General features: G+C 58.3%; 17 protein-coding genes. 12 read left to right on the top strand and 5 right to left on the bottom strand.

All coding sequences use genetic code 11. The annotated features are described in order from the left end of the window. Nucleotides 1–36 precede the first annotated feature (36 nt). The 6 genes from ACJSDX_RS12165 to rnhB are packed head-to-tail and all read left to right on the top strand — an operon-like array spanning nt 37 to nt 4,618. Complete coding sequence (locus ACJSDX_RS12165) at nt 37–540, top strand: OmpH/Skp family outer membrane protein (RefSeq protein ID WP_309565338.1); 504 nt, start codon at nt 37–39, stop codon at nt 538–540. A gap of 20 nt (nt 541–560) precedes the next feature. Next, nucleotides 561–1,613 (top strand): UDP-3-O-(3-hydroxymyristoyl)glucosamine N-acyltransferase, encoded by a 1,053-nt coding sequence (gene lpxD, locus ACJSDX_RS12160; RefSeq protein ID WP_407994905.1) that lies wholly within the window; start codon nt 561–563, stop codon nt 1,611–1,613. Between the two features lie 29 nt (nt 1,614–1,642). After that, the gene (gene fabZ, locus ACJSDX_RS12155) at nt 1,643–2,104 is read left to right on the top strand and encodes a 3-hydroxyacyl-ACP dehydratase FabZ (RefSeq protein WP_407994904.1); all 462 of its coding nucleotides are present in this window, start codon (nt 1,643–1,645) and stop codon (nt 2,102–2,104) included. 2 nt (nt 2,105–2,106) lie between these two features. Further along, nucleotides 2,107–2,889: an acyl-ACP--UDP-N-acetylglucosamine O-acyltransferase gene (gene lpxA / locus ACJSDX_RS12150; RefSeq protein WP_407994903.1), complete on the top strand. Its 783-nt coding sequence runs from the start codon at nt 2,107–2,109 to the stop codon at nt 2,887–2,889. A gap of 14 nt (nt 2,890–2,903) precedes the next feature. Then, nucleotides 2,904–4,040, top strand: a complete 1,137-nt coding sequence (gene lpxB / locus ACJSDX_RS12145) for a lipid-A-disaccharide synthase (protein ID WP_407994902.1) — start codon at nt 2,904–2,906, stop codon at nt 4,038–4,040. After that, nucleotides 4,037–4,618 carry a ribonuclease HII gene (rnhB, locus tag ACJSDX_RS12140; protein WP_407994901.1) on the top strand — a complete coding sequence of 194 codons (582 nt, stop codon included), beginning with the start codon at nt 4,037–4,039 and terminating at the stop codon, nt 4,616–4,618. Before lpxB ends, rnhB begins: the two co-directional genes overlap by 4 nt. Nucleotides 4,619–4,667: 49 nt before the next feature. On the opposite strand, the gene ACJSDX_RS12135 is transcribed toward rnhB, so the two are convergent. The 5 genes from ACJSDX_RS12135 to ACJSDX_RS12115 form a co-directional block, all read right to left on the bottom strand. Continuing rightward, on the bottom strand, nt 4,668–5,378 hold the full coding sequence (locus ACJSDX_RS12135; protein ID WP_407994900.1) for an SAM-dependent methyltransferase: 711 nt from the start codon (nt 5,376–5,378) through the stop codon (nt 4,668–4,670). Further along, nucleotides 5,375–6,805 carry a DUF4139 domain-containing protein gene (locus ACJSDX_RS12130; RefSeq protein ID WP_407994899.1) on the bottom strand — a complete coding sequence of 477 codons (1,431 nt, stop codon included), beginning with the start codon at nt 6,803–6,805 and terminating at the stop codon, nt 5,375–5,377. The genes ACJSDX_RS12135 and ACJSDX_RS12130 overlap by 4 nt, the downstream gene beginning before the upstream one ends. 26 nt (nt 6,806–6,831) lie before the next feature. Then, nucleotides 6,832–7,410: a Maf family protein gene (locus tag ACJSDX_RS12125; RefSeq protein WP_407994898.1), complete on the bottom strand. Its 579-nt coding sequence runs from the start codon at nt 7,408–7,410 to the stop codon at nt 6,832–6,834. Between the two features lie 107 nt (nt 7,411–7,517). Next, a complete protein-coding gene (gene oadA / locus ACJSDX_RS12120) occupies nt 7,518–9,368 on the bottom strand; it encodes a sodium-extruding oxaloacetate decarboxylase subunit alpha (protein WP_407994897.1) in 1,851 nt (616 codons plus the stop codon). Nucleotides 9,369–9,406: 38 nt separating this feature from the next. Next, nucleotides 9,407–10,825: an acetyl-CoA carboxylase biotin carboxylase subunit gene (locus tag ACJSDX_RS12115; RefSeq protein WP_407994896.1), complete on the bottom strand. Its 1,419-nt coding sequence runs from the start codon at nt 10,823–10,825 to the stop codon at nt 9,407–9,409. A gap of 73 nt (nt 10,826–10,898) precedes the next feature. On the opposite strand from ACJSDX_RS12115, the gene ACJSDX_RS12110 reads away from it, so the two are divergent. The 6 genes from ACJSDX_RS12110 (at nt 10,899) to fabG (ending at nt 15,432) form a co-directional block, all read left to right on the top strand. Next, entirely contained in the window at nt 10,899–11,423 is a 525-nt protein-coding gene (locus tag ACJSDX_RS12110; protein ID WP_407994895.1) for a YceD family protein, read from the top strand. A gap of 18 nt (nt 11,424–11,441) precedes the next feature. Further along, nucleotides 11,442–11,621, top strand: coding sequence for a 50S ribosomal protein L32 (rpmF, locus tag ACJSDX_RS12105; protein WP_230341835.1), 180 nt, complete (start codon nt 11,442–11,444; stop codon nt 11,619–11,621). Nucleotides 11,622–11,694: 73 nt separating this feature from the next. Continuing rightward, the gene (plsX, locus tag ACJSDX_RS12100) at nt 11,695–12,738 is read left to right on the top strand and encodes a phosphate acyltransferase PlsX (RefSeq protein WP_309565327.1); all 1,044 of its coding nucleotides are present in this window, start codon (nt 11,695–11,697) and stop codon (nt 12,736–12,738) included. A 9-nt stretch (nt 12,739–12,747) separates the two neighbouring features. Next, on the top strand, nt 12,748–13,704 hold the full coding sequence (locus tag ACJSDX_RS12095) for a beta-ketoacyl-ACP synthase III (RefSeq protein ID WP_287111516.1): 957 nt from the start codon (nt 12,748–12,750) through the stop codon (nt 13,702–13,704). A 42-nt stretch (nt 13,705–13,746) separates the two neighbouring features. Beyond that, nucleotides 13,747–14,676: an ACP S-malonyltransferase gene (gene fabD, locus ACJSDX_RS12090; protein ID WP_407994894.1), complete on the top strand. Its 930-nt coding sequence runs from the start codon at nt 13,747–13,749 to the stop codon at nt 14,674–14,676. A gap of 21 nt (nt 14,677–14,697) precedes the next feature. Then, nucleotides 14,698–15,432, top strand: a complete 735-nt coding sequence (gene fabG / locus ACJSDX_RS12085) for a 3-oxoacyl-ACP reductase FabG (RefSeq protein ID WP_407994893.1) — start codon at nt 14,698–14,700, stop codon at nt 15,430–15,432. The last annotated feature ends 10 nt before the right edge of the window (nt 15,433–15,442 follow it).

Here is a 15,442-nt window from a genome sequence, read left to right as displayed (position 1 = left end):
ATTGAAGCAAAAGCTTGTATATCAGGAGAAAGTCAATTGAATAAGTTGTTGAAAAGTCTGTTGGTTGCCACTGCTTTGTCTTTCGCAGCCAGTACCCAGGCCGCCGAATTGAAAATCGGCTATGTGCAGGTTGACAAGATCCTGCAGGAAGCGCCGCAAACTGCCGAGAGCGGCAAGAAGCTGGAAAAGGAGTTCGGCCCGCGTACCAACGAGCTTGACCGCCTGCAAAAACAGATTCGCGATCTGGAGACTGCGCTGGAAAAGGACAGCCTGACCATGTCGGAAGCTGACCGCCGCAACAAGGAACGCGATGCCTCCAACCTCAAGATCGAGTTCCAGCGCAAGCAGCGCGAGCTGCGCGAAGATGTCAACCTGCGCAAGAATGAAGAGCTGGGCGTGCTGCAGGACAGGATCAACAAGGCGGTCACGGCTGTTTCCGAAGCCGAGGGCTATGACCTGGTGGTTTACGGCGGCGTGGCTTATGCCAACAAGAAGATCGACATTACCGACAAGGTATTGAAATCCCTGGGCAAGAAGTAAGCCCAGCCAGTAGCCATTCAATGAGTACGTCGTATTCCCTGCGGGAGATCGTATCCAGACTGGGAGGCGATGTGGTGGGGCAGGATGACATCCTGATCTCTCGCGTTGCCTCCCTTGCCAATGCCCAGGCAGGGCAGATCAGTTTCCTGACCGATTCCAAGTATCGATCCGTGCTTGCCGCCACCAAGGCAAGCGCGGTCATATTGACCCCGGACAACCGTGACCTCACGGCATTGCCGAGGATACTCACGGACAATCCCTACGCCTATTTTGCCAAGGTCTCGGATTTGCTTAACCCTAGGCCGCAATATGTGGCAGGGGTGGATGAAACCGCCGCGATTGCCCCCAGCGCGCAAGTGCCGGCCAGCTGTACCATCATGGCGAAGGCCGTAGTCGGTGCCAATGTGGTGCTGGGCGAGCATGTGGTCATTCATCCAGGCTGTGTTGTCGGCGAGGGGGTGGAGATCGGCGCATATTCGGTATTGCATGCCAACGTCACGATTTACCACCACTGCGTGATCGGGGAGCGCTGTAGCATATTCTCTGGCAGCGTCATTGGCGGGGATGGGTTTGGCTATGCCCCCGAGCATGGTCGCTGGGTGAAGATTCCGCAGGTCGGGCGCGTCGTCATCGAGAACGACGTGGATATCGGCGCCAATACCACCATCGACCGGGGCGCGATCGACGATACCATCATCCATGAAGGATGCAAGATCGACAACCTGGTGCAGATCGGCCATAACTGCCGCATCGGCGCGCACTCCGTGATTGCGGGCTGCGTCGGCATCGCGGGCAGCGCCGTATTGGGGAGGCATTGCCGTATCGGCGGGGCTGCCATGATACTGGGCCACCTTGAAATCGCCGATGGCGTGACCGTGTCGCCTGGGAGTATGATTACACGTTCGTTGACGAAGGCAGACACTTACACGGCATTGATGCCATTCCAGAGCCATGAAGACTGGCTCAGGACTGCTGCAGGTATCAGACGATTGGGAGAGCTTGCTGAGCGGGTCAAGCAATTGGAAAAGCAATTGGCGCCCCTGCAGGCATCTGGTATCCAGAGAGATAAATAATAATTTGATGTTGAGAAACGAGAAAAGCCATGATTGAACAAGCTATTACGAGCATGGATATTCATGAAATACTGAATTACCTGCCACACCGATATCCTTTTGTATTGGTAGATCGTGTGCTTTCGCTGGAACTGAACAAAGAGATCGTGGCCGTGAAGAACGTCACGATCAACGAGCCTTTCTTCCCTGGCCATTTTCCCTACCATCCAGTCATGCCGGGCGTGTTGATCGTGGAGGCATTGGCCCAGGCAGCCGCCATCCTGTCGTTCAAAACCATGGACACCAAGCCCAACGACAAGTCCGTGTATTACTTTGCAGGCATGGATAACGTTCGTTTCAAGAAGCCCGTGTCTCCTGGCGACCAGCTCATTCTCAAGGTCAGCATAGACCGCATATTGCGCGGTATCTGGAAATACAAGGGGGAGGCCCTGGTGGATGGCGCTGTCGTCGCCGAAGCGGAAATGATGTGTATCCTGAAAGCGATTGACTGAGCATGACCGAACCGAGGATACATCCTACCGCGATTATTGATCCCAAGGCCGAGCTCGATTCCAGCGTAGAAGTCGGCGCGTTCACCATTGTCGGGCCAGGTGTCCGTATCGGCGCAGGCACCCGCGTGGCGAGCCATGTGGTGATCAAGGGGCCTACCATCATCGGCAAGGACAACCAGATATTCCAGTACTCGTCCCTGGGCGAGGTGCCGCAAGACAAGAAGTTCAAGGACGAGCCAACCCTGCTGGAAATCGGCGACGGCAATACCATCCGCGAGTTCTGCACTTTCAATCGCGGCACAGTGCAGGACAAGGGCACAACCAAGATCGGCAGCCACAACTGGATCATGGCCTACGTGCACATCGCCCACGATTGCGTGGTCGGCGACCATACCATTTTTGCCAATAATTCTTCCCTGGCAGGGCATGTGGACGTGCATGACCACGCCATCCTCGGCGGATTCACCTTGATCCACCAGTTCTGCAAAATCGGCTCCCATGTGATCACCGCAGTGGGCTCGGTCGTATTCAAGGATATTCCGCCTTACGTCACGGCTGCCGGCTATGATGCCAAGCCGCACGGCATCAATTCCGAGGGACTGAAGCGCCGGGGCTTCTCTGCGGACAATATCCTGCAGATAAAGCGTGCGTACAAGACCTTGTACCGCAACGGCCTGACGCTGGAAGAAGCCAAGCAACAGCTGGCAGAGCAAAGCAAGACATCGCCAGAGCTGGATATCCTGGTCGATTTCCTCAACCAATCAACCCGCGGCATCGTCCGCTAGAAGCAGGGTGTGTCATGCCGACCATTGGTATTGTGGCCGGAGAGGCTTCTGGCGACTTATTGGGCAGCCATCTGATCCGGGCGCTGAAAAAGCAGCGTCCTGACCTCAAGTTCGTCGGCATTGCCGGCCCCAAGATGATCGCCGAAGGCGCGGAAACCCTGTTCCCGATGGAACGACTTTCCGTGCGCGGTTACGTCGAGGTGCTGCGCCATTTGCCGGGATTGCTCAAAATCCGCAAGGAAGTGGCGCAACACTTTCTCGATCATCGTCCCGACGTGTTTATCGGGATTGATGCGCCGGACTTCAATTTCACTCTGGAGCGCAAGCTCAAGCGCCAGGGTATTCCCACCGTGCATTATGTCAGCCCTTCGATCTGGGCGTGGCGGCGCGGCAAGATCAAGAAAATCCAGCAGGCGGTGTCGCACATGCTGGCGCTGTTCCCGTTCGAGCCGGAAATCTACCGCCAGGCCGGGGTCCCTGTCTCGTATGTCGGCCATCCCCTGGCGGACATGCTGCCGCTGGAGCCCGATATCGAAGGCGCGCGCGAAGAGCTCAAGCTGCCGCAGGACAGCCTGGTCATCGCCATGCTGCCGGGCAGCCGCCAGAGCGAAGTGCAGCAACTGGCGGACCTTTACATCAAGACCGCCAAACTCATATTTGCCGAGCGGCCCGATGCGCGCTTTCTGGTGCCGTTGATCACCCGCGAGACGCGCGCCATCTTCGAGCGCGCCTTGTATGCAAATGAAGGCTATGACTTGCCGGTCAGCATCATGTTCGGGCATGCGCACCAGGCAATGGAGGCCGCTAATGCCGTGATCGTGGCCTCCGGCACCGCGACCCTGGAAGCCGCCTTGATCAAGCGGCCCATGATCATTACCTACCGCATGCCCAATCTGAGCTGGCAGATATTGAAGCGCATGAAATACCTGCCTTACGTCGGCTTGCCGAATGTATTGGCCGGGCGCTTCATCGTGCCGGAATTGCTGCAGCATGACGCTGTGCCTGAAAAGCTGGCAGCGACCTTGCTGGAGATGCTCAACGACAAACCCCGGATTGCCGACATACAAACGGAGTTTCGCCGCATGCATGAGCTGCTGCGACAAAATACGGAGGAGAAGGCGGCACAGGCAGTGCTGTCTTTCATCAAATGAGCAATGAACGCGTGATTATCTGTGGCGTGGATGAGGCCGGCCGGGGCCCGCTGGCGGGTGCCGTCTATGCCGCAGCCGTAATCCTGGACCCGCAGCGTCCTATCCTTGGGCTGGCAGACTCCAAGACGCTCAGCGAGAAAAAGCGCGATACGCTGGCAATCGAGATCAAGCAGCATGCGCTGGCTTGGGCGATTGCCTCGTGCAGCGCCGAAGAAATCGACGAGATCAACATCTTGCAGGCAAGCCTGCTGGCGATGAAGCGCGCGATCGATCAATTGACGGTAATGCCTATGCAGGTACTGGTCGACGGCCTGCATTGCCCCAAGATCACGATACCCGCCCAAGGCATCGTCAAGGGGGACAGCAAGGTGCAGGAGATTGCCGCGGCTTCCATCCTGGCGAAGACGGCGCGCGACTATGAAATGGTGGGAATGCATGCGCGTTATCCGCAGTATGACTTCGCCAAGCATAAGGGCTATCCGACAGCACACCACCTCAGGCTGCTTGCCGAGCATGGCGCCTGCGAGATCCATAGGCGCAGCTACGCGCCGGTCAAGAAAGTGCTGGGTCTGGTCTAGGTAGTTTTCTAATGCCGGGCTTAGGAATTAAGAATTCAGGCCCGGTGTTTCATGCAAGCAGCAGGAACACCGTTGGCTGCTTGTGCAGTTCCGGCAATTCCGATTTTTTCCAATCCTTGATGGGCTTGCTGACGATCAGCTCGGTCGGCAGGCTGATGTTGCGCGCGATGCACAACCTGGTTTCCGCTGCGCAATGGGCGAGCATGTCCTCCAGCAGGTGCTGGTTGCGGTAAGGCGTTTCGATGAAAATCTGTGTTTCCTGCTGTTGCCTCGATTGGCGCTCGATATCCTTGAGCTTCTGAATCCTGGCTTGCTTGTCGCTAGGCAAGTAGCCGAGAAATGCGAAACGCTGCCCGTTCAGCCCCGACCCCATCAGCGCCAGCAGGATGGAAGAGGGGCCGACCAGCGGGGCGACGCGGATGTTCTTTCTGTGGGCCAGTGCCGCCAGGCGCGCGCCAGGGTCGGCAATCCCGGGGCAGCCCGCCTCAGACATCAGCCCCACATCCTGCCCGGTGAGCAACGGCGCCAGCAATGCAGGCAGCTCTGCATCCGTCGTATGTTCGTTAAGTGTCAGCAGCGTCAGCTCCCGGACGGGTTTGGCCGTCTTGACCAGGCCGAGAAAGCGCCGTGCGGTTTTCTCGTTCTCGACAATAAAGGTTTCCAGACCTTGCGCCAGTTGAATGACCTCCTGCGGCAAGGCTTGCTGGATATTGTCCGTGCCCAGCGTCACCGGCAGCATGTATAGCGTACCAGTGCTCAATGCTTCACCTGTACGCGGTAAGTGAGCGTGGCGCTGCCTTCCGCCGGGATATTGATATTCCAGGTGGCCGTGTTGCTGCTGGTTTTTGTGCTGGGATGGCTTTGTGCCAGTAGGCTCCAGTCGCCGGGAATCGGTTCAACGACCTTGACGGTGACAGCCTGGCTCTTGGCATTCTTGATCACGATTTCGTAAGCGCTCTCGAACTGACTGTTGCCCTTGGCAGGGTTGGGCAGCTTCTTGAAATCCGTCTGTTTCTTGTTGGCGGTGACGTCGAAGGCTTCTCCAAGCTTGAGGCGTACGGTTTCGTTCTTTGCGGTATGGTCGATACTATCCTCGCCGACAAATTGAGCGTTGCCTTGGCTATCTTTCTTGTATACCCGCATGATGCCCTTGGGAATGGGTTTGCCGAGCTTTGCGCTTTCCTTGTTATCGAACTCGACGAAAACGCCCACTTTCAGTTTCTGGCCCAGGTCTCCCTGGCTGGACTGGTAGTAGTAGGGAGAGCCTCTCAATACCAGCTCCTTGCGCACAGGAACTGACTGGGCGCTGAGTAAAGCCACCTGCTTGGTCTGGTTTTCGGCGAGGGTGGTGGGGCGTTCGAGCGTATAGAGGTGATATTCGAGCAACGCTTCCTGGGCCATGGCAGGGGCGGCATCCGCCACCATCATCTCGTTCTTGCGCATCAATGCCATTGGCGCAGGCGGCGGAGCGACACGGTTGACGTCGCCAGCGACCAATTGCAGCTTGGCATCCCGGTATGTGGTGCCGCTAGTGTTGGACAGTGTGACCCAGCCGGATAGATCAAGACGGTCTTCTGCCGCATTGAGCTCGGCGACATAGTCGGCCTGCCAGCTCAAGCCATGGGTAAGGTAGCTCAGCTCGACATCCTGCGGACCGGATTGCCTGGTGTTGACCTGGGTCACCAAGGTCGGGCGGTCACGCAGGTTTTCCGGCACGTCGGGATACACGATGCGGCCGGGAACCCCGGTTTCTATCCGGTTGCCCATCTTGAGCACCGTGCCGTTGTTGGCGGCCAGCACGTAGGCTTGCTCTACGGTTTCAGCGCCCGTGGCAGGATTGGTGCGGATCACCTGCACCGTCTGGCCGATATATTTCTCCAGGAGTTTCTCCGGGCTGAGCAGGTCATAGTCGAAATTCTGCTCCAATGTCTGCAATTGCCCGCTCAAACTGCGCAACAATGCAGTTTCAGGGCGGATCTGCGCACTGACGTCGCGCAAGGCCAATGCATTGAGGCCCGATTGCAGGTTGACCTTGCGCTGGTCTTTCACCAGGGCGAGGTCGCCGTTGTAAATCGTCACGGCGACGCTTTGCTGGTCATGCAGGGTGCTGCGGATTTCATCGGGAGCTGCAACGGCGTGGAAGGCGGCCATCAGGCTCGCGGCAATCATGGTGCGTTTCAAGATCATGGAATCTCCTCTGGGGGGAACTCTGTTTATATGACGTCGACACCCTGGCTGGCCAGCATGTCGATGAGGCGTATCAAAGGCAGGCCAATCAGCGCATTGGGGTCGTCGCCCTGCATGGCGGCGATCACTGCGATGCCAAGCCCTTCCGATTTTGCGCTGCCAGCGCATTGATAAGGCTGTTCTTTTCGCAGATAGTTCTCGATCTGCCGGTCGCTCAGGTCGCGGAATTTCACGGTATAGGGCACGACATCGGCCTGCATTTCCTGCGTGGCAGCATTGTAGACGCACAGGGCGCTATGAAAAACCACGCTGCGGCCGCGCATCAAGGTTAATTGCCTCACGGCATTGTCATGCGTCACGGGCTTGCCGAGCTGCAAACCGTCCAGAGTCGCCACCTGGTCGCAGCCGATGACCAATGCATCGGGAAATGCCTCCGACACTTTCCTGGCCTTGGCTTGGGCTAGGCGCAGTGCGGTATGCTCCGGAGCCTCCCCGGGCTGTGGCGTCTCGTCTATATCAGGGGATTGCACGCTGAAGGGCAATTGCAGGCGAGCTAGCAGTTCACGCCGGTAAGGGGAAGAGGAAGCAAGGATCAGGGGCTGCATACAAGGTTGAACGGTCAAAACTTCATTGTGGCACGGCGTTACTGATGAGGCAAAAATAGCAATAAAAAAGCCGGCCTGGGCCGGCTTTTGGCAGAAAGCTCAACGCCTCAGTCGGGCTGGATTTCCAGCAAGGCTTCGTCCGGCGTGACGCTATCGCCCTTCTTGACGTTAATCGCCACGACGACGCCGCTCTTGGAAGCCTGGATTTCGTTTTCCATCTTCATGGCTTCGATCACAAGAACGGCATCTCCCGCATTCACCTTGTCGCCCACGTTGACCTTGACGTCCACAATGGTGCCGGGCATGGCGGTGGTGACGCAGCCGGCATGAGTCGGGCGAGGACGTCCGCTACCGGTAGTGCTGCTTGCCTTCTTTTTCGCTTCGCCGCTGCTTTGGCCGCCGGACACCTCGATTTCATTCAGGGTTTCCACGACGACTTCTTCCGCCACGCCATCCACCGAAACATAGAATGGGCGCTGCTCTTCGCCATGGTGGCCGCTGCCGGTCAGCTTGATATGGAAAGTCTCGCCATGCAATGTGACATTGAACTCGGTAGGCGCGAAGCGCGAATGGGATTCGCTGGAAGTGACGGCCTCCTTGTCCAGCAGGGGCTCGGGCTTGAGCGTACCGGCATTGCGCTCTTGCAGGAAGGTCTTTGCCAGGTCGGGGAACATGGCATAGGTGAGCACGTCTTCCTCGCTCTTGGCCAGGCCTTCCACCTCATTGCGCAGTTTTTCCATTTCCGCAGTCAGGAGGTCGGCAGGGCGGCACTCGATGACTTGCGCATTGCCGACGGCCAGGCTGCGCACGTCCGGGTTGACGGTGGCAGGCGCCTTGCCGTAATGACCCAACAGGTAGTTTTTGACCTCGTTGGTGACGGACTTGTAGCGCGCGCCCGTCATGACGTTCAATACCGCCTGGGTGCCGACGATCTGGGAGGTGGGCGTGACCAGCGGAGGATAGCCCAGGTCTTCGCGTACGCGCGGGATTTCGTCCAGCACCGCGTCCATGCGGTCCAGCGCGCCTTGTTCCTTCAACTGGTTGGACAGGTTGGAAATCATGCCGCCCGGCACCTGGTTGACCAGCACGCGGGTATCGACGCCGGTGAATTCGCTTTCGAACTGCCAGTACTTCTTGCGCACTTCGCGGAAATAGGCGGAGATTTCCTGCAGCAGGCCGATATCCAGGCCGGTGTCGTACTCAGTGCCTTTCAGGGCCGCGACGATGCTCTCGGTGGTGGGCAGGCTGGCGCCTTCGGCAAATGAGGAAATGCAGCCGTCGACGATGGCAACGCCGTTGTCTACCGCACGTTGGATCGACATGCTGGCTAAACCGGAAGTGGCATGTGCATGCAGGTGGATGGGCAGGCTGACCGCTTCGCGCAGAGCCTTGACCAAGTCGCCCGTCACCTGCGGCGTGAGCAGGCTCGCCATATCCTTGATGGCGATGGTGTCGCAACCGAAGCTTTCCAGTTCCTTCGCCAAGTTGACGAAATAGGGGATGTCATGCACGGGACTGGTCGTGTAGCTGATAGTGCCTTCTGCATGCTTGCCGACCGCCTTGACCGCTTCGATGGAAACCTTGAGGTTGCGCAGGTCGTTCATGGCGTCAAAAATGCGGAACACGTCAATACCGTTGTCGGCGGACTTTTGCACGAAGGCACGGACCACATCATCCGAGTAGTGGCGGTACCCCAGCAGGTTCTGGCCGCGCAACAGCATCTGGATGCGCGTGTTGGGCAATGCCTTGCGCAATTTTTTCAGGCGCTCCCAGGGGTCTTCGCGCAGGTAGCGTACGCAGGCGTCGAATGTCGCGCCGCCCCAGGCTTCCAACGACCAATAGCCGACAGCATCGAGTTTGGAACAGATGGGCAGCATGTCGTCGGTGCGCATGCGGGTCGCAATCAGCGACTGGTGACCATCACGTAGAACTACATCGGTTACATGTACTTTTGCCATAATCTTTTTCTACCACTTCAAGGTGTTAATTTTAAGCCTCAGATACCCTCGTGGGCAGCTATGGCGGCTGAAATCGCCGCTGCAATCAGTTCGCGCGGGAACTGGGTTGCATAGTTGGCAAGCTCGGGATGGGACTCGACAAAGCTGGTGTTGAACTGGGCATTGCGGAAGTCCTGGTGCTTGAGGATTTCCTGATAATAAGGAATCGTCGTCTTGACGCCGTACACCACCGTGTCGTTGAGCGCGCGGCGGCCGCGTTCCACCACGCTTTCCCAATTCAGCGCCCAAACGGTGAGCTTGGCGCACATGGAGTCGTAGTAGGGCGGGATCACGTAACCGCTGTACATGGCGGCGTCCATGCGGATACCCGGGCCGCCGGGGGCGTAGTAGCGGGTGATCTTGCCGAAGCTGGGCAGGAAGTCGTTCTTGGGGTCTTCCGCGTTGATGCGGAATTCCATGGCAAAGCCGCGATACTGCACTTCCGACTGCTTGTACTGCAGGCGCTGGCCGTCGGCGACGCGGATCTGCTCCTGCACGATGTCGATGCCGGTGATCTGCTCGGTCACGGTATGCTCCACCTGCAAGCGGGTGTTCATTTCCATGAAATAGAAGTTGTTGTCGGAATCGAGCAGGAACTCGACCGTCCCCGCGTTCTTGTAGCCTACGGCCTTGGCGGCCTTGACCGCCAGGTTGCCGATATACTCGCGCTGCGCCTTGCTCAATTGCGGGGAAGGCGCAATCTCGATCAGCTTCTGGTTGCGGCGCTGGATCGAACAGTCGCGCTCGAACAGGTGGATGACGTTGCCGTGGCTGTCGGCCAGCACCTGCACCTCGATATGGCGCGGATTGACCACACATTTTTCAAGGAACACTTCCGGCTTGCCGAACGCCTTGCTGGCTTCGGAAATGACGCGGTCGTAGTTACCTAGCAGCTCTTTTTCGTCGTTACAGCGGCGAATGCCGCGGCCGCCGCCGCCGTTGGTGGCTTTCAGCATCACGGGATAACCGATCTTGGCGGCGAGTTTGCGTGCTTCTTCCAGGTTTTCCAGGTTGCCGTCGCTGCCGGGCACGCATGGGATGCCAGCCTTGATCATGGCGGTACGCGCCTGGATCTTATCCCCCATCTGGCGAATCACCTTGGCGTCGGGCCCGATGAACTTGATGCCGCGGCGCGCGCAGATTTCGGCGAGCTCGGGGTTCTCGGAAAGGAAGCCATAGCCAGGGTGCAGCGCGTCGCACCCCGATGCGACGGCAAGATTGACGATATTATGTGCATTCAGGTAGCCCAGCACCGGATCGGATCCGATGTTGTAGGCCTCGTCCGCCTTTTTGACGTGCAATGCGTGGCGGTCGGCGTCAGAATATATAGCAACAGACTTGATGCCCATCTCGGAGCAGGCGCGTACGATACGCACGGCAATTTCGCCACGATTGGCAATTAGAATTTTTTTGATCACGTAGTAAACCTAAACCTGAAAAATAGTGCTGATTTTTGACAGGGAAACCCGCAAATTATATCATGCGCGGCTTATGACTGCACAAGCAATCCACATGCCTGTTATCAACAGTCTCGACTTCTCGAGAAAAGCGCAAGAGTTTCATGATATAATCCCGCTCTTGCGATTTTCTCGCTTGGGTGAATATCTGGCCGATACCGATGGTTCGCTGGAAATCACCTTGAATGGCAGGGCGGACGAGTCGGGCAAACCCACGCTTCATTTAGAAGTGCGCGGTGCGCTCAAGCTGACTTGTCAGCGTTGCCTGGATTCATTTGAATATCCGCTGGATGTGGCTGCAGATTTTGTGCTCGTCACCAGTGAAGATGCGATTCCATCGCCAGATTCAGATGAATATGACGATGAGGTGGATTACTTGGTGGCGGAAACGCAAATGCCGGTGATAGACCTGGTAGAAGACGAGATATTGCTGACTTTGCCGTTGGCGCCCAAGCATGCCGAAGAGGCGTGTGGCGGCGCGGGCAAGGTCGAGTTGGAAAAACCAAGTCCTTTTGCTGTGTTAAAAGGTTTTAAAGCCGGCAAAAGCCAAAACGATTAGTTTAATTAGGAGCAAATTATGGCCGTTCAACAAAATAAAAAGTCACCATCCAAGCGTGGCATGCACCGTTCCCACGACTTCCTGACTAACCCGCCTCTGGCAGTTGAGCCAACCACTGGCGAAACCCATCTGCGTCACCACGTCAGCCCTAACGGCTACTACCGTGGCCGCAAGGTATTGCCAGCCAAGGGTGAGTAATCTCCCTGAATTTGCAGGTATATGCGCCAGCCTTTACGGCTGGCGCTTTTGTATTTAACCTCCGATTGTGAGCATGGATATAACTGTTGCTATCGACGCGATGGGAGGCGATCATGGCCCTCATGTCACCATTCCCGCCGCGCTCAACGCTATCAAGCAGGATAGCCAATTAAACATCATTCTTGTCGGCTTGAAGGATGTGATCGAGGCCGAGCTTTCTGCCAACAAGGCGGCGGCAGGCACGCGCCTCAGGATCCACCATGCCACGGAAGTGGTGGCAATGGACGAATCTCCCCAGAGCGCGCTCAAGAACAAAAAAGATTCCTCCATGCGTGTGGCCATTAACCTCGTCAAGAGCGGCGAGGCCAATGCCTGCGTCAGCGCCGGCAATACCGGAGCCCTGATGGCGACGGCGCGTTTTGTCCTCAAGACGCTGCCGGGCATAGACAGGCCTGCGATCGCAGGCATACTGCCAACCCAAAAAGGCCGGGTTTACATGCTGGACCTCGGCGCCAATGCCGACTGTACTCCCGAGCATTTGCTGCAATTCGCCATCATGGGCGCCATGCTGGTGTCCTGCGTCGAGCACAAGGAGCGGCCTACCGTGGGCCTGCTCAACATCGGCTCCGAGGACATCAAGGGCAACGAGGTGGTGAAACAGGCGGGCGAACTGCTGCGCGCGAGCCATCTCAATTTCTATGGCAATATCGAGGGCAACGACATCTACAAGGGCACGACCGATGTCGTGGTCTGCGACGGCTTCGTCGGCAATGTCGCCCTCAAGACCTCTGAAGGTCTGGCCCAGATGGTCAATCGTTTTTTGACGCAAGAATTCAAGCGCAATTGGCTGACGAAGCTGACGGCATTGATTGCCATGCCCGTGCTGAAGGCCTTCAAGCGAAGACTGGATCATCGCCGCTATAACGGTGCCACCTTCCTGGGCTTGCGCGGCGTCGTGGTGAAGAGCCACGGCGGCGCAGACAGTCTGGCGTTTCAATATGCGATCCAGGCGGCGGCGGAAGAGTCGCGTAACGGCGTCCTGAATCGTATCACCGAGCAACTCGAAATCGAGCACCTCAAGCCGCAGCCTGCTGCGCCGGGTGCCGAGAATATATAAAGAGGGCATATGACCATCTATTCGCGCATCTTGGGAACCGGCAGCTATTTGCCGGAGAAGATTCTGACCAACGCTGATCTTGAGCGCATGGTCGATACAACGGATGAGTGGATCTATACCCGTACCGGCATCCGCCAGCGGCATATTGCCGCCGAGGGCGAATTCACCAGCGACCTGTCCTTCCATGCCGCACAGCGTGCACTGGAGGCTGCGGGCGTCACTGCGGATGCCGTGGATTTGATCATTGTCGCCACCACGACGCCCGACCGCGTGTTTCCGAGCACGGCTTGCCTGCTGCAGCACAAGCTGGGCAATACGGGCGCGCCTGCGTTCGATGTGCAGGCGGTATGCAGCGGCTTCATCTATGCGATTGCCACTGCCGATAATTTCATCCGCAGCGGCGCGGCGCGCACCGCGCTCGTGGTGGGGGCCGAGACCATGTCGCGCATCACCGACTGGACCGACCGCAGCAACTGTATCCTCTGGGGGGACGGCGCCGGCGCGGTAGTGCTGGGCGCCAGCGACCAGCAGGGCATCATCTCCACTCATCTGCACGCCGACGGCAGCTACACAAAACTGCTCAATGTGCCGACTGGCGTTTCCAACCGCGGCGAGGACAAGACCATCCATATGGAAGGCAACGCCGTGTTCAAGATCGCGGTGAACACATTGGACGCCATCGTCGATGAAACGCTGGAGGCCAACGGCATGCAGAAATCGGACATCGATTGGCTGGTGCCGCACCAGGCCAATATCCGCATCCTGCAGTCGACCGCGCGCAAGCTGGGCATGGAAATGGACCGGGTGGTGGTCACCGTGGACAAGCACGGCAACACCTCCGCCGCATCCGTACCGCTGGCCCTGGATGTCGCCGTGCGCGACGGGCGCATCAAGCGTGGCGAAACCGTGCTGATGGAAGCATTCGGCGGCGGCTTTACCTGGGGCTCCGTGCTCCTCAAGTATTAATTCATTCAAACGATTCCTTACGACCTAAAAAAGGCCGCATTCATGAATTTCGCATTTTTCTTTCCCGGGCAAGGCTCACAATCCGTCGGCATGATGCAGGGCTTTGGCGACCTTGCCGTAATCAAGGACACATTCGTCGAGGCCTCCGATACGCTTGGCGTCGATTTCTGGCGCATGGCGACTGAGCCCAACGATGCGCTCAACCAGACCACCAATACCCAGCCGTTGATGCTGGCGGCGGGCGTTGCGACATGGCGCGCGTGGCAATCCCAGGGCGGGCCATTGCCGACCGTGCTGGCAGGCCATAGCCTGGGAGAATACACCGCGCTGGTTGCGGCCGGCATCGTGTCCTACGAAGCGGCATTGCCTCTGGTGCGCTTCCGTGCCGACGTCATGCAGCGCGCGGTGGCCGAAGGCGTCGGCGCCATGGCGGCCGTGCTCGGGCTGGAGGACGATACCGTCCGTGCGGCCTGTGCCGAAGCGGCGCAAGGAGAGGTGCTGGAAGCAGTCAACCTGAACTCTCCGGGCCAAGTAGTGATCGCCGGGCACAAGGCTGCAGTCGAGCGCGGTATCGAGGCTGCCAAGGCCAAGGGCGCCAAGCGCGCCTTGCTGCTGCCGGTCAGCGTGCCGTCCCATTGCGCCCTGATGAAGCCTGCGGCGGATGAGCTGGCCGAGTATCTCAAGGATGTGGGTTTCGCATCCGCTCAAATCCCAGTGCTGCATAATGCGGATGTGGCTGCATATGAAGATGCGGCCAAGGTCAAGGATGCCTTGGTGCGCCAGCTTTACAGCCCTGTGCGCTGGGTGGAAACCGTGCAGGCTGTGCATGCCTCCGGCGTGACTGCCAGCGCGGAGTGCGGTCCTGGCAAGGTATTGGCCGGGCTGGTCAAGCGCACGGTGGCCGAGCTGCCATGCATTGCGTTGGTCAATCAGGAAGCGCTGGCGGAAGCCCAGGCGCAATTCAATCAATAATCATCGAGGAGGAGGGCAATCATGCTGGAAGGGCAAATTGCACTTGTTACAGGCGCCAGCCGCGGTATTGGCGCCGCCATTGCGCAGGAGCTGGCAAAGCAGGGCGCCAAGGTAGTCGGCACCGCGACCAGTGAGTCCGGCGCTGCCAATATTACCCAGGCGTTGAGCGCCCACGGCGGCATCGGCCTGGCGCTGGATGTCAATGACCCCGCGCAGGTCGAGGCCGTATTGAAGAGCATCGCCGGCCAGTTTGGCGATGTCGGCATCCTGGTGAACAATGCGGGGATTACCCGCGATACCTTGCTGATGCGCATGAAGGACGAAGACTGGGATGCCGTGATCGCGACCAACCTGACTTCCGTCTACCGGATGTCGCAGGCGGTGCTGCGCCCGATGATGAAGGCCAGAAGCGGCCGTATCATCAATATTTCTTCCGTAGTGGGCCATATGGGCAATCCCGGCCAGGCCAACTATGCGGCGGCCAAGGCCGGCATGGCGGGGTTCACGCGCTCGCTGGCGGCAGAGGTCGGCAGCCGGGGCATTACCGTGAACTGCATCGCGCCAGGTTTTATCGATACCGACATGACGCGCGAACTGCCAGACAATGTACGCGAAGAACTCTTGAAGCGCGTGCCGGCCGGCCGGTTTGGCGACGTGGCCGACATTGCTGCGGCAGTAAGCTTCCTCGCATCTCCGGCCGCTGGATATATCACAGGCGAAACCCTGCACGTGAACGGCGGCATGTACATGGCGTAATGCCCTGTAT

The organism is Methylobacillus draconifructus (assembly GCF_045984355.1).
Lineage (GTDB): Bacteria > Pseudomonadota > Gammaproteobacteria > Burkholderiales > Methylophilaceae > Methylobacillus > Methylobacillus flagellatus_A.
The sequence above is the reverse complement of the archived record's forward strand: the minus strand, read 5'-3'. Positions and strand labels throughout refer to the sequence as shown.